The 19,173-nt window shown below is 37.7% G+C and carries 21 protein-coding genes; 16 read left to right on the top strand and 5 right to left on the bottom strand.

The window, feature by feature from the left end; genetic code table 11:
* Nucleotides 1–59: 59 nt before the first annotated feature.
* The 4 genes from EHQ43_RS09015 to EHQ43_RS09000 all read right to left on the bottom strand — a co-directional run bounded on the left by EHQ43_RS09015 (nt 60) and on the right by EHQ43_RS09000 (nt 5,388).
* Nucleotides 60–1,838: a glycoside hydrolase family 15 protein gene (locus EHQ43_RS09015; protein ID WP_135771093.1), complete on the bottom strand. Its 1,779-nt coding sequence runs from the start codon at nt 1,836–1,838 to the stop codon at nt 60–62.
* Nucleotides 1,825–4,011 (bottom strand): bifunctional alpha,alpha-trehalose-phosphate synthase (UDP-forming)/trehalose-phosphatase, encoded by a 2,187-nt coding sequence (locus EHQ43_RS09010; protein ID WP_135770904.1) that lies wholly within the window; start codon nt 4,009–4,011, stop codon nt 1,825–1,827. Before EHQ43_RS09010 ends, EHQ43_RS09015 begins: the two co-directional genes overlap by 14 nt.
* 147 nt (nt 4,012–4,158) lie before the next feature.
* Complete coding sequence (locus EHQ43_RS09005; RefSeq protein WP_135753108.1) at nt 4,159–4,788, bottom strand: HD domain-containing protein; 630 nt, start codon at nt 4,786–4,788, stop codon at nt 4,159–4,161.
* Between the two features lie 3 nt (nt 4,789–4,791).
* Nucleotides 4,792–5,388, bottom strand: a complete 597-nt coding sequence (locus tag EHQ43_RS09000; RefSeq protein WP_135753107.1) for a hypothetical protein — start codon at nt 5,386–5,388, stop codon at nt 4,792–4,794.
* A 71-nt stretch (nt 5,389–5,459) separates the two neighbouring features.
* Between EHQ43_RS09000 and EHQ43_RS08995 the strand changes: the two genes are divergently transcribed.
* From EHQ43_RS08995 to EHQ43_RS08990, 4 genes are all read left to right on the top strand, one after another.
* Nucleotides 5,460–6,437 (top strand): GlxA family transcriptional regulator, encoded by a 978-nt coding sequence (locus tag EHQ43_RS08995; RefSeq protein WP_135770901.1) that lies wholly within the window; start codon nt 5,460–5,462, stop codon nt 6,435–6,437.
* A 51-nt stretch (nt 6,438–6,488) separates the two neighbouring features.
* Nucleotides 6,489–6,623: a hypothetical protein gene (locus tag EHQ43_RS19820; RefSeq protein ID WP_279631080.1), complete on the top strand. Its 135-nt coding sequence runs from the start codon at nt 6,489–6,491 to the stop codon at nt 6,621–6,623.
* Nucleotides 6,608–6,781: a DUF6544 family protein gene (locus EHQ43_RS19850; protein WP_341867040.1), complete on the top strand. Its 174-nt coding sequence runs from the start codon at nt 6,608–6,610 to the stop codon at nt 6,779–6,781. Before EHQ43_RS19820 ends, EHQ43_RS19850 begins: the two co-directional genes overlap by 16 nt.
* A gap of 132 nt (nt 6,782–6,913) precedes the next feature.
* On the top strand, nt 6,914–7,375 hold the full coding sequence (locus EHQ43_RS08990; protein WP_244242720.1) for a hypothetical protein: 462 nt from the start codon (nt 6,914–6,916) through the stop codon (nt 7,373–7,375).
* On the opposite strand, the gene EHQ43_RS19560 is transcribed toward EHQ43_RS08990, so the two are convergent.
* The gene (locus tag EHQ43_RS19560) at nt 7,372–7,512 is read right to left on the bottom strand and encodes a hypothetical protein (RefSeq protein ID WP_167481774.1); all 141 of its coding nucleotides are present in this window, start codon (nt 7,510–7,512) and stop codon (nt 7,372–7,374) included. The genes EHQ43_RS08990 and EHQ43_RS19560 overlap by 4 nt on opposite strands.
* 94 nt (nt 7,513–7,606) lie before the next feature.
* On the opposite strand from EHQ43_RS19560, the gene EHQ43_RS08985 reads away from it, so the two are divergent.
* From EHQ43_RS08985 to trpA, 12 genes are all read left to right on the top strand, one after another.
* Nucleotides 7,607–7,840 (top strand): hypothetical protein, encoded by a 234-nt coding sequence (locus EHQ43_RS08985; protein WP_135740672.1) that lies wholly within the window; start codon nt 7,607–7,609, stop codon nt 7,838–7,840.
* Between the two features lie 2 nt (nt 7,841–7,842).
* Nucleotides 7,843–8,733: a 30S ribosomal protein S2 gene (gene rpsB, locus EHQ43_RS08980; protein ID WP_135740673.1), complete on the top strand. Its 891-nt coding sequence runs from the start codon at nt 7,843–7,845 to the stop codon at nt 8,731–8,733.
* Nucleotides 8,733–9,329 carry a translation elongation factor Ts gene (gene tsf / locus EHQ43_RS08975; RefSeq protein ID WP_015678950.1) on the top strand — a complete coding sequence of 199 codons (597 nt, stop codon included), beginning with the start codon at nt 8,733–8,735 and terminating at the stop codon, nt 9,327–9,329. Before rpsB ends, tsf begins: the two co-directional genes overlap by 1 nt.
* Entirely contained in the window at nt 9,319–10,065 is a 747-nt protein-coding gene (pyrH, locus tag EHQ43_RS08970) for a UMP kinase (protein WP_135740674.1), read from the top strand. Before tsf ends, pyrH begins: the two co-directional genes overlap by 11 nt.
* Nucleotides 10,055–10,606: a ribosome recycling factor gene (gene frr, locus EHQ43_RS08965; protein WP_135740675.1), complete on the top strand. Its 552-nt coding sequence runs from the start codon at nt 10,055–10,057 to the stop codon at nt 10,604–10,606. Before pyrH ends, frr begins: the two co-directional genes overlap by 11 nt.
* A 6-nt stretch (nt 10,607–10,612) precedes the next feature.
* Nucleotides 10,613–11,326: an isoprenyl transferase gene (locus EHQ43_RS08960; RefSeq protein ID WP_135740676.1), complete on the top strand. Its 714-nt coding sequence runs from the start codon at nt 10,613–10,615 to the stop codon at nt 11,324–11,326.
* Nucleotides 11,323–12,234, top strand: coding sequence for a phosphatidate cytidylyltransferase (locus EHQ43_RS08955; protein ID WP_135740677.1), 912 nt, complete (start codon nt 11,323–11,325; stop codon nt 12,232–12,234). The genes EHQ43_RS08960 and EHQ43_RS08955 overlap by 4 nt, the downstream gene beginning before the upstream one ends.
* 31 nt (nt 12,235–12,265) lie before the next feature.
* Nucleotides 12,266–13,426: a 1-deoxy-D-xylulose-5-phosphate reductoisomerase gene (dxr, locus tag EHQ43_RS08950; RefSeq protein WP_135770899.1), complete on the top strand. Its 1,161-nt coding sequence runs from the start codon at nt 12,266–12,268 to the stop codon at nt 13,424–13,426.
* On the top strand, nt 13,423–15,129 hold the full coding sequence (locus EHQ43_RS08945; RefSeq protein ID WP_135770897.1) for a site-2 protease family protein: 1,707 nt from the start codon (nt 13,423–13,425) through the stop codon (nt 15,127–15,129). Before dxr ends, EHQ43_RS08945 begins: the two co-directional genes overlap by 4 nt.
* A 49-nt stretch (nt 15,130–15,178) precedes the next feature.
* The gene (locus EHQ43_RS08940) at nt 15,179–16,939 is read left to right on the top strand and encodes a proline--tRNA ligase (RefSeq protein WP_135770895.1); all 1,761 of its coding nucleotides are present in this window, start codon (nt 15,179–15,181) and stop codon (nt 16,937–16,939) included.
* Between the two features lie 195 nt (nt 16,940–17,134).
* Nucleotides 17,135–18,325 carry a tryptophan synthase subunit beta gene (gene trpB / locus EHQ43_RS08935; RefSeq protein WP_135770893.1) on the top strand — a complete coding sequence of 397 codons (1,191 nt, stop codon included), beginning with the start codon at nt 17,135–17,137 and terminating at the stop codon, nt 18,323–18,325.
* Complete coding sequence (trpA, locus tag EHQ43_RS08930; protein ID WP_135753103.1) at nt 18,322–19,122, top strand: tryptophan synthase subunit alpha; 801 nt, start codon at nt 18,322–18,324, stop codon at nt 19,120–19,122. Before trpB ends, trpA begins: the two co-directional genes overlap by 4 nt.
* The last annotated feature ends 51 nt before the right edge of the window (nt 19,123–19,173 follow it).

Raw genomic sequence — 19,173 nt, 5'->3', positions numbered from 1 at the left:
TAAATGAAAACTTTCTAAATGCTCATAAACTACTAAACAATGATAATCTGAATCCTATATTACCAAAAAAGGCTTTTATTGATTTTGGATGCAATTTTATGGGAAGCATTGACAAGGCCAACATGGCTATAAGTTTGGGGAAAGTTGCCCCATTGGTTTCCAGTATTTGATTCAATGTCTTCGCTGAATAAACCTAAATGATTTGCATGTTCACAAACAAAATCAAATAACTGGATTGCTTCTTCGGTTCGGTCCATAAACGCAAGGGCTTCAATGTACCAGAATGTACAAACTAAAAAGGTTGTTTCTGGTTTTCCGAAATCGTCTTTATGAAGATAACGATAAATAAACCCTTCTTTTGTTTTTAATTGTTTTTCGATTGCGATTAAATGAGATTTTGCTTTTTCAGATTTTGGATCTAAGTAACCGAGTGTTATGAGTTGTAATAGACTTGCATCTAAATCCTTTTTACCTTCCGCTTGTGTATAACATCCGAGTTCATAATCAAAACATTTCTCTATATTGATTGTTGCCTTAGACATTAATAGTTCCGCTTTTTTAACAAGATCATTTTTTTCGAGTTTAAAAGCGATTTCCTTTGCAGCTTTTGCGCCTACCCAATGGAATAAAAACGTATAACAATGTTTTTGTGAAAAATTGCGAAATTCCCAAAGCCCTGCATCTGGTTCATTCATTGTATTTTCTATTTGATCCAAGATGTTTTGTATCAGATTTAAATTATGAAATCTATTTTTTTCTGGGATTCGTTCATCTAAATATAATGGTAAAAGAGATAAAAGTATTTGTCCATATGCATCGTTTTGTTTGTGAGTATATGCTGAATTTCCTACACGAACTGGTTTGTTCATTTTATATCCATTCAAATCAAGTATAGTTTCGTCTAGAATCGTTTCGCCGAAAATACTATACAAAGGTTGGAATCTTCCATCACTTGCTGGTGTTAGGTTGCTTATGAATTGTGAATAATGCTCTAGTTCTTCAAATTGTCCTAAATTGGTTAATGCTAAAAGTGTATAAAATCCATCGCGTAACCAACAATAACGATAATCCCAATTTCTACCTGAATTTGGTGATTCCGGTAAACTAGTTGTGGAGGCAGCAATGATAGCTCCTGTTTCTTGGAATTGGTGGAGTTTTAAACATAAAGCAGAACGAATTTGTTGTTTTTGGGCAAAATTTGGAATGGTGCAATGTTTTACCCAGTTCTGCCAGTATTGTTTTGTTTTTGAAAGTTCCTCTTCTACCAATTGTTGGATGGGGATAAGGTTGCTTTCTGATTCAAGTAAAGCAAGATAAATGGTTTGGTTTAGATGAAACTGCTTTTCTTTTATAATTTGATTTGGAGAAACATTTGCTTGTATGAAAAAATTGAGCCCATCAAATTCATATTTAATCTTATCGGAAATAACATTAGGATCTAAGTTATGTTTTCCATATTGGTAAGATGGATTGATTTTGATTTGAATTTTTATATCACCAGTTAACGGTATGACTTTTCTATATAAATTTCTATGGCATTGTAGATTTCCATTTTGATAATATCTAGGAGCAAAATCAAGAACAGCGTAAGATCCAGTTTCAGTCTGAACTTCTGTTCTTAATATATTCGTATTTTCTAAATACATCTGAGAGGTAGAGACGATTTTAGAGGTAGGTAAAATTGAGAAGTTTCCACATCTATCATCAATCAACTTACCAAAAATAGGGGAGCTATCAAAATAAGGCCAACACAACCAAAGAATCTCTGCATGAGTATCGATATGAGCAATGAAACTACCATTTCCTATGATCCCAGTTTTGTATTTATGTTGTTCCATCATTAACCTTCTTTAAATAATTGATTAAATTTTGAATCCAAACGTGGACTTCATCTGTATGTTGAAATCGATATTTAGCAATGGTTTCTGATTTCCCAATTTTTATGCTAATTGTTTGATTTGGTAATTCTCGAAACATATCTTCATCAGTTGTATCATCTCCAAAGACATAGGTTTCCGTTGTTATGTTTGGTAGAATTTTTATCGCAGCTTTGCCTTTTCCTGTTCCATATTCTCGAACTTCGATGATTTTGTTTCCTCTTTGCACAAAAAAGCCACTATTGGAGGATATTTGAGATAACTCGTCTAACATTTCTTTTGCGGCATTTAGTCCGATATCAGGATCTGCATTTCTATAATGCCAAACTAAAGAATATTCTTTTTCCTCTGTGAACGATCCTGGCACTCGTTTGGTAAATTCTTCCAAATGTGTTTTGATTTCTTTTTTCCATTCAAGATTTGAATAAAATAAGGAATCCCATTCTGTTTGGTTAGGAGCCTTGTGCCAGGCACCATGTTCTGCTACTAAATGGAATGGAAGGTTTCCAAAAATAGATTCTAAAAATTTTCTATCTCGGCCACTGATGATAGCAACCGAGACAGTTTTAAATTGGGAAAGAATTGTCAAAGAATTGAAGAGTTCACGTGATGGAACTGCAAGATGTGGGAACGAATGAAACGGAACAAGTGTTCCATCATAATCAAAGATTATAAAAACTGGTAAATTTGATTTTGGAAGCAACAAGTTGGATGTTGGAGATATGGATTTTGTTTGAAAATTTAAATTTTGATTTGTAGTTTCTTCGGTTTCATCAAATATTTTTTTTGCCCATTCCATCACGGAATTTTCTTTTAATCGATTGATCATTAAGGTGTTACGTGATAGTATTTCTTTTTCATCCATCTCAATGGCTTCTTTAATCGCATCGGCCATACCATTCAAATCGTTTGGGTTGACTAGGATTGCTTCTGGTAATTCTGCTGCTGCGCCTGCCATTTCACTGAGAACGAGCATTCCCTTTTTTTGTGAAACTAAAAATTCCTTTGCAACTAAGTTCATACCATCGCGATAAGGTGTGACTAACATAACATGAGTGTTTTTGTATAAAGGTACCAACTCTTCAAATGGGAATCCTTTGTATTGATACAAAATAGGTGTCCAATCTAAGGTACCGTAACTTCCATTGATAGAACCGATTTTTTCATCGATTGCTCGTTTCATGGATTGATAAGAAGAGACGTCTGTTCTTGATGGAACTAGTACTAGCACAAGTTTGCATTTTTTAATCCAATCTGGATATTGTTTGAGAAACAATTCAAATGCATTTAACCTTTGTAAAACTCCTTTTGTATAATCCAATCGATCGACAGATAAAATTTGTTTTAAATTTTTATGGTTTACATTGATTTGATTTGCTATTTGTTCACATTCGTTTGAGTTTGCGTACGTAACAAATTGTTCAACATTGATCCCCATAGGAAAAGATGCCGCTTTAGTAATGTGGTTTTGGTAGTAAATATTTCCTCTTTCATTTTCTATACCTAGACAGCGGAGAAGGGATCTTAAAAAATATTGAGTATAACTTTGTGTATGAAATCCAATTAAATCTGCACCTAATATTCCTTTTAATAATCTGCTTCGAATTCGCTCAGGGAGTAGGCGAAAAATTTCAAAAGTTGGAAAAGGTATATGTAAGAAAAACGACAATCGTATATTAGGAAATGTATTTCTTAGAATACCTGGTAATAAAAACAAATGGTAATCATGCACCCATACCCAATCCCCCGGTTGGTAAATTTCTTTGACAGTTTTCGCAAATTCTTCGTTTGCTTCTTCATAAGAAGAAAACGTGATATCAGAAAACTCACAATGGGAAGTGAAATAATGGAAAAGTGGCCAAATCGTTTTATTACAAAAGCCATTGTAAAATGAATCGGCTAACTTTTGTTTGAGAAATACGGGGATGGTTCCATGTTCCTCCATCATTTTTTTGGAATAGGTTTTTTGTTCTTTTTCCGGTATGGATTTTCCAGGCCAACCTACCCATACCACTTCATTTCCTAAAGTTTTCCAATGAGAAAGAAAACTGGCAAGGCCTGTCGCAAGTCCACCAACATTGGGGGTTCCATCCCATTGGACTGGTAACCTGTTTGATACTAGGATCAGTCTCATACTTTCATACAATCAGAAGGAAATGAGATGACAAGGGATTTTCGTAAAAAAACAATCTATTGTTTACTAACTTTTTTAATACATAAACAAGTTAGACTATAAGTAAATACAAAAGTTCAAATGTAATTTGATTACCTTAGTATATTTTTATTCTGGGAATGGTGCTTCTTCAATTAATTTAACAAAGTTGGGACAATTTGTTTCAGGGGATTTTCTGATTGCGACTTCAGATAAAATTGTACCTGTAACCGTTTTTGGATTCTGTTGGATGTAAGAGACCATGTCAGTGACTAAATTATTTTTTAAATTGACTCTTGGATAGATTGTAAGTATTTTTTCCAAATTTGTTTTTCCTATGATTCTAAGTTGAGGCCCGCCTATCACATCGAACATGATACCAGATGCTGCGTTGGCAATTTCGGGTTGTTTTCGAAGTGCTATTTCGAATGAAGTGTGCAATGCTATTCCATCCCAAACTATATCACATTTATTTTTTTCAAAACCATTTTGAGATAAAAAATCTACCGCAATGTCTGCGCCTAGCACTTCGAATCTACTCTTTTGTTTTCCGTGTTGGCATAACCCCAAATCATGTAATGCAGTTGTGCAAAATAAAACTTCACGATCTATTTTTTCTTTTATGGTTTCTGAAAGTAGTGTTGCAAACGCATGGCTTCTTAGGCAATGATTGGTTAAATATTCAGGTTGAACATCATATAGATATTCTATAACACGGTTGCAAATACTAGAATCTGGGATATAGGGATGAGGTTTCATTATTTAGTCCTTTATAGTTAATAGGTATGGATTTTTTCGCAACATAGGCAAACCTGAAAAAGGAGATTTTAAAAACTGTTTGATTGTCTCCCACCAAACAATGATTCTAAAATTCATGTATGGATACTCAATTCTTAGCTGTTTTAAGAAATAGGGATCGATTCCGTGTCGTCGAATACCTGGAAAATCGATTAAGTCTGCCTTTCTAAATGATTCTACGACGCGAAAATGTGGCCCTCGGTAAACCTTCATTAAATGGTGATTCATCAAACAAAGTGATGCAAGATTTGATTGGTGAGAGAGTCCTATGGACTCTAAATAATTTTTCAATTTGATGTTACTTGGTTCGAGATAATCCCAATTTCTATAGATAAAATATTCACTATCATGAAACGCCGAAGTGATTGCCAAAATGCGAAATAATTCCTGATCATTTGATTCATTAATATTTGCAAGTTTTAGGCATAAATTCCAAACACGATAGACATGAAATTTATAATCGATTAAGTTTCTCTTTGATTCTTTTTCCCAATCTTGAAATAAAGTTTCAATATCTTCTTGGAAGTTGTATATTCTTGCTTCAGTTTTGTTTGTTTTCACAATTTGATAATATCAAGTGTTGCAAAAAAAACAATTGTCATAAATGACACTAATTTGGTAAAAAATGACAAATGAAAGAATTGATTCATGTTCAGATTTTTTTGTACGATCATTTTTTACTTACATCCGCTGCTTCCTTTTATGACACGTTTATGATGGCAAATCGAATCTCAGAAGTTGCTTTTCGAGGCAGATGGAAATGGAAAGTGGATTTTATTTCCGTAAAAGGGGGTAAAATCCAATCTTCTTCCGGGATTCAAGTAGTGACCAAAAGGTACCAAAGATACAAACAAAAATCGATCATTTTGATACCTGGGCTTGATCATTTAAATGTTGATGAGATCATAGCCTTGCTCCCCGAGCTATCGTCTGAGATTCAATTTTTTAAAAATTTGCAAGAACCAATTTATGCAAGTTGTTCTGCGGGATATTTATTGGCGGAATCTGGGAAATTAAATTCTTGTAGTATTGCATCAAGTTGGTGGTTACATTCTGATTTTTCTTATCGTTATCCTAAAGTCCAATTGCAAATGGATAAGTTGATTGTAAGGAATCAAAATATCACAACTTCAGGTGGAGCGTTTAGCTCGATTGACTTAGCGTTACGTTCGCTTACGGATACATCCAAAGAGATCCTATCAAAATCGGTTGCGAATATATTAGCTGTGGATCCGAAGAGAGAACTTCAATCTCCTTATAAGCAATGGCTTCATAATTCTCAGGCCACTTGGATTTTGAAGTTGGAACGGAAATTATTAAGTGATTTAAGTTACCCTTGGCAAATTGAAGATTTAGCAGAGATTACCAATTTACATCCAAGGACTTTGTTTCGGAAGATGAAACAAGAATTGAACCTAACTCCAAAAAAATATTTAGAGAAGTTGCGTATCCAGAAAGCAAAACAAATGTTAGCGAATGAAAATCTTAGAATTTCAGATTTGTGTTATCATTGTGGTTATGAAGATCTATCTCACTTTCAAAAGGTTTTTAAAAAAACAGTAGGAATGAGCCCTGGTGAGTATAGAGACAGATTTATAAAAAAAAGATAACCTTCTATTAGAAAAAAAGAATTAAAAATAAGAACATTGAGATACCAAAAGATGAAAACGAATCTTCGTATCGAGTTTCGTGAACTCATGGACAGAGCTTCCAATGCGGATCCAATGGAATCATCTTCCGAACAATATAATTTTTATTCGAGGCGAGAAAGATTTTTTATATGCAGGCAAGCATGAAAGGGATTCCTTTTCGTGTGTACCATTCTTATGCTAAAGAAAATGCCACCATAAAAGTAAAGATTCTGTCTTTATTTGATATTGTGGATATAAAGTATGTTTACGTTAGACGATCATTAGCAATGATTGATGTTAATCATCTAGTAACTAGTCAATAAATCTTTTGAAATATAATGTCACAGAAATGTTTTCTATATTAAAAATGTTCAAAATTTAATTCAATTAGAATATAAAAATTCAATTGTTTCTTTTGCCAGAATCTAACAGAGTTTAAATTCTTAGGGGTTCCGGTGAAGAATCAATCTTTCCAGAAATTTATTTTTTTAACCATTTTATTGTTTATGTTCACTCATTGTGTTGGGGATTTATACTTTGATACAAAAAATGAACTAGACTCATCAAAAGTAACGCGTGACGAAGCTGTGAGGAAGTTCAGTGCCACATTAATCCTTAAAAGGTCAATTTGTCCCGAAGCATCGGATTTTTTACTTTTATCTGCTGGCTATTTTACGACAAGGCGTGCGATTGGTTGTACAGGTTCTAAAACGACCGAAAAGTCTCAAAAAACACTTCAGAGTTGTGCTTCTCTGTCGGATTATGTGGAAAAAAAAGCTTTGGATGTTTGCCTCGGTGAAGTGCTTTTTTTCCCTTGTGAGCAGTTCGTTCGAAACAAACCAACAATTTTCCAATTGAACTTCCCCGTCTGCCGTGGATTATTTGGGCCGGGTGGATCTTTAGGGACTGTGATTTAGATGGTTTTCGCGGCAGGGATCGTAGTGGAAATCGAAGATTGGAACGGAGAGCCCGGTCCCAATCCAATGGGATCTGGAGGCCAAAACGATTCGGAGCCGCCCACTTTTACCGTTTCTGATGCAGAAATTCGAATCATGAATTCTCTTTTCGAAGCCCTACGATTCCTTTCCCCTTGACAATCTGCCCAAATTCCAAATTCTGACAGGAAAGCTTTAGAAAGGTGCTTTTGGATGAACAAAACCCAGATAGGGAACCTACTTTTGGTGCTTTTTTTGGGACTAATGGCGGGAGCTGTGGCTGGAGTTGTCTTAGATAGGCTCTTTGGCACAAACACTCTTTCACGGTTTTTGTTCGATTCACCGGTATCTTTTGAGCTTTATATAATTAAAGTCGAGTTCCAGCTAACCCCTGCAAGTATCGTTGGTCTTGTAGCGTCTGGATATCTCGCACTAAAAAAGGGGTAAGTATGTCAGTAATTTCCATGAAAAGTCTGCTAGAAGCAGGCGTACACTTCGGTCACCAAACACGTCGTTGGAACCCAAAAATGAGTCCGTATGTTTATACAGCTCGTAACGGGATCCACATCATCGACCTCCAAAAGACAGTTCAAAAAACAAAAGAAGCTTATGATGCTTTGAAAAAGTTAACTGGCCAAGGAAAAAAAGTTCTCTTCGTTGGAACTAAAAAACAAGCTCGTGGTGCCATTGAAAGAGCAGCACAAGCGTGCAGTATGTACTATGTATCTAACCGTTGGTTAGGTGGACTTTTAACAAACTGGAACACTGTAAAGAAGTCAATTGCTCGTTTAAAACGACTTGAGCAAATGGAAGAGAACAACTCTTTCGAACAAGAAGCTAGAACTAAAAAAGAAGCTCTTTCCCTCAAACGTGAATTAGAGAAACTCCGCCAAACTCTTGGTGGAATTAAAGATATGGCAGTGGTTCCTGAAATTCTTTTTGTGATTGATCCTAAAAAAGAAGAAATCGCAGTGAAAGAAGCAAAAAAACTTGGTTTAAAAGTATTTGCTGTGATTGATACAAACTGTGATCCAGAGCCAATCGATTACCCAATTCCAGGTAACGATGATGCGATCCGTGCAATTTCCTTATTCCTTGATACTATGGCAAATGCTGTTCTTGAAGGAACAGGTGGAGAAGTCATCCAAACTAATTTTGCAGAAGATATGGACGCAGAACAACTTGCTCTTGAATACCAAGGTGAGTATGATGAGTCCGGAAAATTCATTATGGACGATGAACTCCCGCCAGTAGCAAAAGACATCCCAGTGGATGCAGAAGCTGCAAAAAAAGTAGCTGAAGTAGTCACAGAAGAAAAACCAGCAGAAGGTAAAGAGTAATGGCTGTTAGCTCCGAACAAATCAAAGACCTCCGCGAACGTACAGGCGCGGGGATGATGGACTGCAAAAAAGCCCTTGAAGAAAAGGGTGGTGATATTGAGAAAGCAGTTACCTATTTAAGAGAAAAAGGATTAGCGAAGGCAGCAAAACGAGCTGGTCGCGAAACTGGTGAAGGTAAGGTCATCGCTTACGTTCACGGAACAGGGAAAACAGGAGTTCTCGTCGAACTCAATTGTGAAACTGATTTCGTAGCAAATAACGAAGCGTTTGAAGCTCTTGGAAAAGAGATCGCATTACAAATCACAGCTATGAGCCCTCTTTATGTAAGTGAAGAGTCTATTCCTAAGTCTGAAATTGAGAACGAAATGAACGTGCAAAAAGCTCTTCTAGAAAAAGAAGGGAAAAAAGCAGATCAAATCGAAAAAATCCTTCCAGGTAAAATGAAAAAATACTACGAAGAGATTTGTCTCATCCACCAAAAATCAATCCGTGACAACTCCAAAACCATCAATGACCTCCTCCAAGAAGCCATTGCAAAATTTGGAGAGAACATTACTGTTGGTAGGTTCTCGAGGTTCCAAGTAGGTGGGAACTAGTCCGCGTTTCAAACGCATCCTAATTAAAATCTCCGGCGAAGCACTCGCCGGTGAGGGTGAACTTGGTATTGATACCAACAAAACATTCTCACTTGCCGGACAAATCAAAGAAGTTCATGACTTAGGTCTCGAAGTGGCTGTGGTTGTTGGCGGTGGGAATATGATCCGCGGCGAAACCTTAGCAAAATCAGGAATGGACCGTGCCACTGCCGATTATATGGGAATGCTCGGAACCATCATGAATGGACTCGCCTTACAAGATGCATGCGAAAAACAAGGGATGTTTACCCGAGTTCTTTCTGCCATCGAAATGAAATCCGTTGCCGAACCTTATATTCGAAGGCGAGCAGTCCGCCACTTAGAAAAAAATCGTGTGATTATTTTTGCAGGTGGAACAGGAAACCCTTACTTTACAACAGATACCACTGCATCTTTACGCGCAGTTGAAGTTGGATGTGAAGTGATACTGAAAGCAACCAAAGTGGACGGTGTGTACACGGCTGATCCAAAAAAAGACCCAAGTGCAAAACGATACTTACAAGTTTCATTTATGGAGTCCATCAAACATCGTTTAAAGGTAATGGATTCAACAGCACTTAGTTTATGTATGGATAATAATATGCCCATCATAGTCTTTGATATTTTTAAAGCTGGTAATTTGAGAAAACTAATCGATGGGGAAACGATCGGTACATTGATTTCCAATTCGGAGGAAGTGATTCTAGATGGTAGATGAAATTATAAAATCAATGCAGTCCAAAATGGACAAAACAGTTGATGCCTTAAAAAAAGATTTTGGTACAATTCGTACAGGAAAAGCAAATCCTATGATGGTGGAAGACGTAAGAGTTGATTATTATGGAACTCTCACTCCACTTAACCAACTAGGTAAAATTGCATGCCCTGAACCACGTGTGATTCTCATCACTCCTTTCGAAAAAGGAATGTTGAAGGATATTGAAAAAGCAATTTTTGCTGCAAGCCTTGGTCTTACACCTAACAACGATGGTTCTAGCATTCGGATCAATATCCCTGAGCTAACAGGCGAAAGACGAAAAGAATTGGCAAAAGTGGTCAAACAAAAAGCAGAAGAAAAAAAAGTTGCAATTCGTAATATACGCCGTGATGCCAATGATGAATTGAAAAAACACCAATCCGAAATGTCCCAAGATGAAATGAAAGGTCACCAAGATAAAATCCAAAAAATTACGGATTCTTATATTGCCAAATTGGGAGATTTAGAAAAGGAAAAAGAAAAAGAGATCACTACTCTTTAATTTCCTATGAAGTTGCATACCATCCCTTCCCACATTGCTGTCATCATGGACGGAAATGGTAGGTGGGCGGAAAACCAAGGGAAAAAAAGAACAGAAGGTCATAGAGAAGGGGCAAACGCAATTGATCGCCTCTTGGATGTGGCCTTAGAATATAAAATCCCAAATATCTCCCTTTATGCTTTTTCCACGGAAAACTGGAAACGCCCGATCACCGAAATCCAAGCAATCTTTGGTCTGTTAGTTGAATTTATAGAAACACGCCTTGATACCATTCACAAAAAAGGCATTCGGATACATCATAGTGGGGCACGGAATAAACTTTCGAAGACCGTTCTTTCTAAAATTGATCATGCTATGTTTGTGACAAAAAAAAACAAAAGGCTCACAGCTAACTTTTGTTTGAACTACGGTGGACATGAAGAAATCCTAAGTAGTTTTTCCCGAGTGATGGCGGCACGTAAGGCTAAAAAAGAATCTTTAGACAAAGCTATTTCCCCTAAAGAATTTGAAAAATATTTGTATACATCCCCTTTGCCACCCGTAGATTTATTGATCAGAACTGCGGGCGAACAAAGGATTTCTAACTTTCTATTATGGCAAAGTGCATATGCAGAAATGTATTTTACGAGTACACTTTGGCCGGACTTTGGAAGGACCTCACTTGAGGAAGCTCTTCTTTTTTTTGATTCCCGAAAACGAAAATTTGGTGGTTTGTTATGAGTGAGACAACACTCCGTATCCTATCTGCAATTGTATTAACTTTTGTATATGTGTTTATGATCTTTCACAGTTCCTGGTATTATTTGGAATTTTATGCCTTTGGTGTTGTTTTAATTTACCTCGGTCTCAAAGAATTATATGCGTTCTGCAAAACAGAGGAATCCAAACCTTTTTTTGGAACAGGCTTACTCTTTTCCCTTTTGATTTTTACTGTGTATTACATCCAATTTTTGGGATTACAATTTGAAGTGACCCCTCCTGGTTTTGTGTTGGAACTTTCCAAAATCCTGAGAGAAGGTTTCCACCCGATTCCCTTTTTACTTGTGGCTTTATCCATCACGGTTTGGATTTTACAAATTTTGAAACGACCGTTAGACGGAGCATTATTCTCCGTTGGTGGAACGATGCTTGGTCCCATTTACATTGCGATACCAATTGGTCATTTTTTATTACTACTTGCCCTTCCATTTGGAACTTACTATATATTTCTTGTCTCTGTGATTACGTTTATGAGTGATGCGGGTGCTTATTTTGGAGGTCGTTGGTTTGGAAAACACCCAGCTGGCCTCAAAATCTCCCCGAAAAAAACTTGGGAAGGGTATGTGACAGGAAACCTAACAGCTGTCATTGGAGCTCAAATTCTCAATGTGACTTGGGAACATTATAGTGGCGTAAAGTTACCTGTTGGAATTTTAGAAACCATCATTTTATCCTTTGTGATCTCTGTCATTTCAGTGATGGGTGATTTAGCAGAGTCTGCCATGAAACGAGATGCCAAAATCAAAGATTCAGGGAGCCTGATCCCAGGGCATGGGGGGATTCTCGATTTGGCAGATGCACTTCTATTTACCGTGCCTGCGATTTATTATTATTTTCTTTTCAAAGGTTTCCTTGGGTTCCCTGTCTGAATATTAAGACTCGAAACTGTCTAAGCTATATATGGTAGGTGTCTCGGTATTAGGAATTTCAGGTTCTGTTGGGTCTTCCACGGTAAAAGTCCTTCGCCAATTCCGAGACCAATTTTCTTTACGTAGTTTTTCGGTTCACTCCAATTGGGAGGTTGCCAAAACTTTGATTGGTGAGTTTTCACCAGAATTGGTATGCGTCACCGATCCCAAGTTAGTGGGGAAATTTGGTGACTCTTTTGGATCCACAAAAATTTTGTATGGCGATGAGTATCTTACTGAATTAGTAAAATTGCCGACAGTTGGTGTGGTTGTCACAGCTGTGGTTGGGGCAAGGGGAGTCCTTCCTACCATTGCTGCCATAGAAGCTGGCAAAAAAATTGCAATCGCAAATAAGGAAACACTTGTTACCTTCGGGCCACTGATCAATCGTTTGGTGGCAAAATACAAGACTTTGATGGTTCCTGTAGATTCCGAACACAATGCACTTTTTCAACTGATTGAAAAAGAAAAAAGATCCAATATTCGAGCAATTACGCTCACTGCCTCGGGGGGAAGCTTTAGAACTCTTCCCTTAGAAGAATTGGAACATGTATCCGTGAAACAAGCATTAAATCACCCAACTTGGTCCATGGGTCCAAAAATTACTGTGGACTCTGCAGGTCTCATCAATAAGGGACTTGAGGTGATTGAAGCTCATTTTCTCTTTGGGTTATCGTATGACGAGATTGAGGTGGTGATCCATCCACAGTCACTGACGCATGGTATCATTGAAACCATCGATGGTGCATGTTTGCAATACACAAGCCATCCCGATATGGTGTATCCCATTGCTCATTCATTATTTTATCCAAATCCAACACCACAAATGCTTATTGAACGCAAACCATCCACTTGGAAAACATTGGAATTTTTTCCACCTGATACAAAACGTTACCCTGGACTGACTCTTGCGTACCAAGCAGGAAAAGCAGGTGGAGTGGCACCTTGTATATTTAATGCAGCGAATGAAGAAGCAGTGGCACTTTTTTTAGATGAAAAAATTTCTTTTACTACGATTCCTAGGCTCATTGAGTCTGCCTTAAACCAAGTCAAAAATGAATTTCCAGAGAACCTTGAAGGTTATTTGGAAAAAGACAAAGAAACACGTAATTTGATCCAATCTGAATTTTTAAAAGGGGGAGTGACTACATGATCGTATTAATACTCGGCGCTGTATTCATGTTAGCTGTATCGATTTTTATCCATGAATTGGGGCACCTCTTGTGTGGGAAATTGGTAGGTGTGGAAGCACGTATCTTTTCGTTAGGTTATGGGAAAGGGATTTGGAAAAAAAGGATTGGGAAAACCATCTACCAAATCACCGCCATCCCTGTGGGTGGTTATGTATTGTTTCGCGGAGATGATTACAGTAAAAACAAAAAACCAAAACAAGGTGATTTACTTGCGACACCTCCACTCCGAAGGATGATTCCTGTACTTGGTGGTCCTTTCGCCAATTTAGTATTAGGTTTTTTATTGCTTTTTATTTTGGAACTTTCAGGGGATAGTCCTTCTTCCAATCGCATTTTTATTGAAGACGCAAACAAAGTTTCAAGCCCTGCGTATAATGCAGGTCTTCGTACTGGTGACTTAATCCTTTCCATCAATGGAAAACCTACAGAAAGTTTTGAAGACATCTTTACCAATGTGAGTTTAACGTCTGGTGACCCCATTCAAGTTACATTCCAGCGTAATGAGATAACAAAAACTGTTGAAATTGTTCCTAATTTATATTCTGCCGGGGGACACCCAACGATTGGTGTGATGCCGTATGGGGAAAGGAGGGTCGTTGCGACCTTTACTTATGGGGAACAAATCAGCCATTTCATGGCAAATATTTTGGATAAAGAAGATAAATCTTCGGCCTACTTTCAGGAGAAAATCGAAGAACGGAAAGAACAAATTCCTGAAGAACTCCTCAAACAACATGAAGTCGCAGAAAGGGAAAAGTCACTCAGGCGCCGTGCTCTTTCTTTTTTGAAGGATGGAGACATGATCCTAACTGTTGCGGGTGTTGATGTACATACGGTTCCTGAATTACAAACAGAACTGGGAAAACACCAAGGGAAAACGATCCCTGTGGAAGTGGAACGTAAAACATACCCACTACTGACTCCATGGGCAACAGAAAAAGTAACAATCCAAATTCCTGTGTTAGGCGCAAATGTATTTGAATTTTGGAACATCGAACATCCAAAATTTCCAGAATTAGCAATCCCTTATTTTCGATTGGATAGTTATGATGCGGAAATTGAAAATCGACTTTCGAATTTAAAAATCCAAAACCAATCGTTTGAAACAGCTGATGCTTTCACCTCCTATTTGAAAACCAATGCAGGTAAAAAAGAAATTTGGATTGGGAATATGAAATATTTCGCTGATGTGAATTTAAAACCCATTGGTCTTCTTGGGTTTCGAGCTTCTATGAAATTTGAAGCAGAAAAAATACAAAAGCAATCAACCGTTTATTCATCGTTTGTTGGTGCTGGAAATAAAGTGTATGAAAACGTTTCTACAACTTTAAAAGGGATTGGGATGCTCTTTTCAGGGTTATTGTCTCCGAAGGAAAATTTATCTGGCCCGATTGGGATTGTACAAATTGCAGGGATTAGTTTGGAATATGGCTGGGTGACTTACCTTGACTTTGTTGCCAAAATTTCACTCGCCCTAATGGTGATGAATCTACTCCCAATTCCAATGGCAGACGGTGGACATATTGTTCTATATGCATATGAAGCGATTACAGGAAGACCACTTCCTAGAAAGGCAATTGAAGCTATCTTCCGATTGGGATTTTTCTTTCTCATTGGACTTGGGCTCTATGTTTCCTTTAATGATGTGATGCGTATTTTTTAAAAATCAAACTTAGAATTGTTAGATCGAAAATAAAAATGAGAAAAGAGAAATGAAAGCTAGTTCCTATTTAATTCCTACTGCTAAAGAAGACCCACAAGATGCGGTAGTAGCCTCACATAAATTGATGATGCGTGCGGGTCTTATTCGTAAGTCTGCAGCAGGACTATACTCATACTTACCACTTGGTTTAAGGGTGCTACGTAAGATTGAAGGCATTGTGAGAAAGGAAATGGATGCAGCAGGCGCATTGGAATTCCAACTTCCCATCTTAACACCAAGTGAAATTTGGAAAGAGTCGGGTCGTTGGGATAAAATGGGAAAAGAAATGTTTCGCTTAAAAGACCGGCATGACAATGAAAGTTGTCTTGGTCCTACACATGAAGAATCTTTTTGTGTGCTTGTGAAACCGATGGTTCGTTCTTATAAAGATTTACCTATTAATGTCTACCAAATCCACACAAAATTTCGAGATGAAATTCGCCCACGTTTTGGGGTGATCAGATCTCGTGAATTTACAATGAAGGATGCTTATTCCTTTCATTTGGATGATGAATCCTTAGATAAAACTTACCAAACCATGCGTAAAACTTATCGCAGGATTTTTGCAGGGATGGGACTAACGACGATTCCTGTGCAAGCCGATTCTGGCAATATGGGTGGTTCCGCATCTGAAGAGTTTATGGTAGTGTCACCCATTGGAGAGGAAACATTAACGATTTGTCCATCATGTCATTATTCTGGCAATATTGAAAAAACTCCTGTCATCGCAAAAAAGAACAACGAAAAACAGTCGTTTGTTGGTAAAGACAAACTTCACACTCCTGCTAAAAAATCGATTGCAGAAGTCGCCGAATTTCTAAATACGAAAGAAGAGAATCTTTTGAAAGCAGTGGTACTCGTTGCTGATGGACAATATGTCCTTGTTTTTTTGGAAGGTGACCGTGAGCTCAACGAAAATAAACTAAAAAATCATTTAGGTTGTAATGAACTAAGACCTATGGGTCCTGCAGAAATGGAGAAACTTGGCCTTGTTCCAGGTTTTATTGGGCCAGGGTTTCCTAAATCAGAATCACTCAAAATTTACATTGATACCTTACTTGACTGGAATTTTTCCTATATAGCAGGGGCAAATGAATTAGATAACCACATAGCGGGTGTACAACTATCTTCATATTTTAAAGAAGATGAAGTAATTAAAATTGATGTCTCTCAAGCAAAAGTAGGAGACCCATGTCCATCGTGTGGGTCAGGGCTAATTGCGGAAAAGGGAATTGAAGTAGGGCATATTTTCAAACTAGGCCAAAAATATTCCAAAGCATTTGACATCACGGTTCTCAATGATAAAGGAAAAGCTACGACGACGACTATGGGTTGTTATGGGATTGGTGTGAACCGATGTATGGCTACAGTGATAGAACAATGTAATGATGAAAAAGGAATTTATTGGCCCGTCTCCATTGCTCCATTTACTGTTTGTTTGGTGAGCATCGCAAAAAATCCGGAAGATATTGCAAAAATCGAATCGATATACAAAGCACTTGTGACAGCTGGCATTGAAGTGCTTTGGGATGACCGTGACCTTGGCCCTGGGTTTAAATTTAAGGATTCAGAACTCATTGGATTTCCCATTCGAATCACCTTAGGGAAAGGGTTTTTAGAAAAAAATGAAATCACGATTCTCGACCGTAAGTCCATGGTGGAAGAAACAGTTCCATTTATGTCAAATGAAAATTTGGTATCCAATCTAAAATCGAGAATCTCCCAACTGGAAGAGACGATCCAAAAAGATGTTTTGAGTGCGGGAACATGAACTTTGTTTCAGAATTTTTTTTAAGTTCATAAGAACTAGTAGATAAAATCAAGTGATGTGATAAACAGAGGTCATTGGGTGGCGGGTGGATAACCCCACCCAGTTCGATACGGGCGGGGAAATCTACCAAAAAATCCCCCACTTTCCCCACAAGAAGCAGTTTTCATATTCGCCTATCTCTCTATCTTGGGACATATGGGCAAAAACCAACCTGGATATTTTGGAGAATTTGGTGGCAGATACTCACCAGAAATTCTAACCGAGGCTCTAGAAGAGCTTGAATCCACCTATCAAAAGTTAAAGAAAAGTAAAAAGTTCAAAAAAGAATTAGAGTTTTACTTACAAAACTATGTCGGAAGACCTAGTCCTTTAACATATGCAGAACGTCTCACCAAACATTGGGGAGGTGCTCGAATTTGGCTCAAAAGAGAAGATTTAAATCATACAGGTGCACATAAAATCAATAATGCCATCGGACAGGCATTAATTGCTAAGTTTATGGGCAAAAAAAGAATTATTGCTGAAACTGGTGCAGGTCAACATGGACTCGCCACTGCGACCGTTGGTGCTATGTTTGGAATGGAAACCGTTGTTTATATGGGAGCGGTGGATGTTGAAAGACAAAATCTCAATGCTAAAAAAATAGAGATGTTAGGTGCCAAAATTTTACCAGTTACTGCCGGTGAAGCCACACTCAAAGAAGCAACAAGTGAAGCTATGCGAGATTGGGCATTGAATGTTTCCACAACTCATTATATCGTCGGATCTGCTATTGGACCTCATCCTTTCCCGACAATCGTGAGAGATTTACAATCTATCATTGGTAAGGAAGCAAAGTCTCAATTCAAAAAACAAAATCATAAACTCCCCCATGCAATCGTTGCCTGTGTGGGTGGTGGATCGAATGCAATTGGGATGTTTCATGCATTTTTGAAAGACAAACATGTTGCTATATATGGTGCGGAAGCAGGTGGGCTTGGTCCAAAACCAGGTGAACACTCTGCGACGTTAACATATGGGAAAACTGGATTTTTACATGGAACTAAAACTCTCATCATTCAAGATGAAGGAGGGCAAATTGTCCCAGCACATTCTGTATCAGCAGGGCTTGATTACCCAGGTGTTGGTCCAGAACACGCATTCCTCTCTCAAACCAAAAGAGTTGATTATCGTATGGTGACCGATGAACAAGCATTAGACTCCTTTTTAGAAGTCACACGTATAGAAGGAATCATCCCTGCATTGGAAACCGCACATGCATTTCATGTAGCAAGAGAAGTGGCCAAAGATTTAGGGAAAAAGAAAGATCTTATTATCTGTTTGTCGGGTCGTGGTGACAAAGATGTTACTGAAGTATTGCGATTGTTAGGTGAAAGAAGTAAATGAGCAAAATAAAAGATCTTTTTAACAGTGGGAAATTTAAGTCTGCATTTATTCCTTATTTCACTTTAGGGGATCCAAACTACAATGATTCCATTGAATTTGGAAAAACCATCTTAGATAATGGGGCTGACATTTTAGAATTAGGAATCCCTTTTTCGGACCCAGTGGCAGATGGACCTGTGATCCAAAGAGCAGTGGCACGTTCATTAAAAAACAAATTCTCTTTTGATGAAATCTTTCGTGTCACAAAAGAGATCCATTTGCACAAACAAGAAACTCCACTTGTGTATCTTACATATTTTAATCCCATTTACCATTGTGGAATCCAAACATTTTTAGATCGGGCAAAGGAAGCGGGTGTTGTGGGTCTTGTGATCCCTGATTTACCATTTGATACGAAGGAAAGTGAAACTCTTTTCCATGAATTAAGAAAGAGGGACATGGATTTGATTCATTTGGTAACTCCAGCTTCGACCAAAAAACGCATCGAATCTTTGAAGAAAACTTCAACTGGTTTCATTTACTATGTTACATCGTTTGGTGTGACTGGGGAACGCCGTGAATTTTCTGTGGACTTAAAGGAAAGGATTCGATTCTTAAAAGATACCATCCAATTACCCATCTGTGCTGGATTTGGCATCTCAACCCCTGAGCAGGCAAACCAAATTGCAGGGTATGCTGATGGAATCATCATTGGATCAGCCATCCAACGAGTCATAGAAGAGAATGGGCAAAACTCCCCCAAAACAAAAGATGTTTTGGCAGATTACATTTCAAAAATTCGGGCATCAATTACTTAAATTTTTTTCCCGAATCACTCAAAAACATTTGAGTCTCTTTAAAAAATCCGA

It is taken from the genome of Leptospira bouyouniensis (genome assembly GCF_004769525.1).
Lineage (GTDB): Bacteria > Spirochaetota > Leptospiria > Leptospirales > Leptospiraceae > Leptospira_A > Leptospira_A bouyouniensis.
The sequence above is the reverse complement of the archived record's forward strand: the minus strand, read 5'-3'. Positions and strand labels throughout refer to the sequence as shown.

Excerpts from the sequence above, each read along its gene's own strand:
- EHQ43_RS09015 (WP_135771093.1), bottom strand. The coding sequence starts at position 1,838 with ATGGAACAACATAAATACAAAACTGGGATCATAGGAAATGGTAGTTTC.
- EHQ43_RS09010 (WP_135770904.1), bottom strand. The coding sequence starts at position 4,011 with ATGAGACTGATCCTAGTATCAAACAGGTTACCAGTCCAATGGGATGGA.
- EHQ43_RS09005 (WP_135753108.1), bottom strand. The coding sequence starts at position 4,788 with ATGAAACCTCATCCCTATATCCCAGATTCTAGTATTTGCAACCGTGTT.
- EHQ43_RS08995 (WP_135770901.1), top strand. The coding sequence starts at position 5,460 with ATGAAAGAATTGATTCATGTTCAGATTTTTTTGTACGATCATTTTTTA.
- EHQ43_RS19820 (WP_279631080.1), top strand. The coding sequence starts at position 6,489 with ATGAAAACGAATCTTCGTATCGAGTTTCGTGAACTCATGGACAGAGCT.
- EHQ43_RS19850 (WP_341867040.1), top strand. The coding sequence starts at position 6,608 with ATGCAGGCAAGCATGAAAGGGATTCCTTTTCGTGTGTACCATTCTTAT.
- EHQ43_RS19560 (WP_167481774.1), bottom strand. The coding sequence starts at position 7,512 with ATGATTCGAATTTCTGCATCAGAAACGGTAAAAGTGGGCGGCTCCGAA.
- EHQ43_RS08985 (WP_135740672.1), top strand. The coding sequence starts at position 7,607 with ATGAACAAAACCCAGATAGGGAACCTACTTTTGGTGCTTTTTTTGGGA.
- rpsB (WP_135740673.1), top strand. The coding sequence starts at position 7,843 with ATGTCAGTAATTTCCATGAAAAGTCTGCTAGAAGCAGGCGTACACTTC.
- tsf (WP_015678950.1), top strand. The coding sequence starts at position 8,733 with ATGGCTGTTAGCTCCGAACAAATCAAAGACCTCCGCGAACGTACAGGC.
- frr (WP_135740675.1), top strand. The coding sequence starts at position 10,055 with ATGGTAGATGAAATTATAAAATCAATGCAGTCCAAAATGGACAAAACA.
- EHQ43_RS08960 (WP_135740676.1), top strand. The coding sequence starts at position 10,613 with ATGAAGTTGCATACCATCCCTTCCCACATTGCTGTCATCATGGACGGA.
- EHQ43_RS08955 (WP_135740677.1), top strand. The coding sequence starts at position 11,323 with ATGAGTGAGACAACACTCCGTATCCTATCTGCAATTGTATTAACTTTT.
- dxr (WP_135770899.1), top strand. The coding sequence starts at position 12,266 with ATGGTAGGTGTCTCGGTATTAGGAATTTCAGGTTCTGTTGGGTCTTCC.
- EHQ43_RS08945 (WP_135770897.1), top strand. The coding sequence starts at position 13,423 with ATGATCGTATTAATACTCGGCGCTGTATTCATGTTAGCTGTATCGATT.
- EHQ43_RS08940 (WP_135770895.1), top strand. The coding sequence starts at position 15,179 with ATGAAAGCTAGTTCCTATTTAATTCCTACTGCTAAAGAAGACCCACAA.
- trpB (WP_135770893.1), top strand. The coding sequence starts at position 17,135 with ATGGGCAAAAACCAACCTGGATATTTTGGAGAATTTGGTGGCAGATAC.
- trpA (WP_135753103.1), top strand. The coding sequence starts at position 18,322 with ATGAGCAAAATAAAAGATCTTTTTAACAGTGGGAAATTTAAGTCTGCA.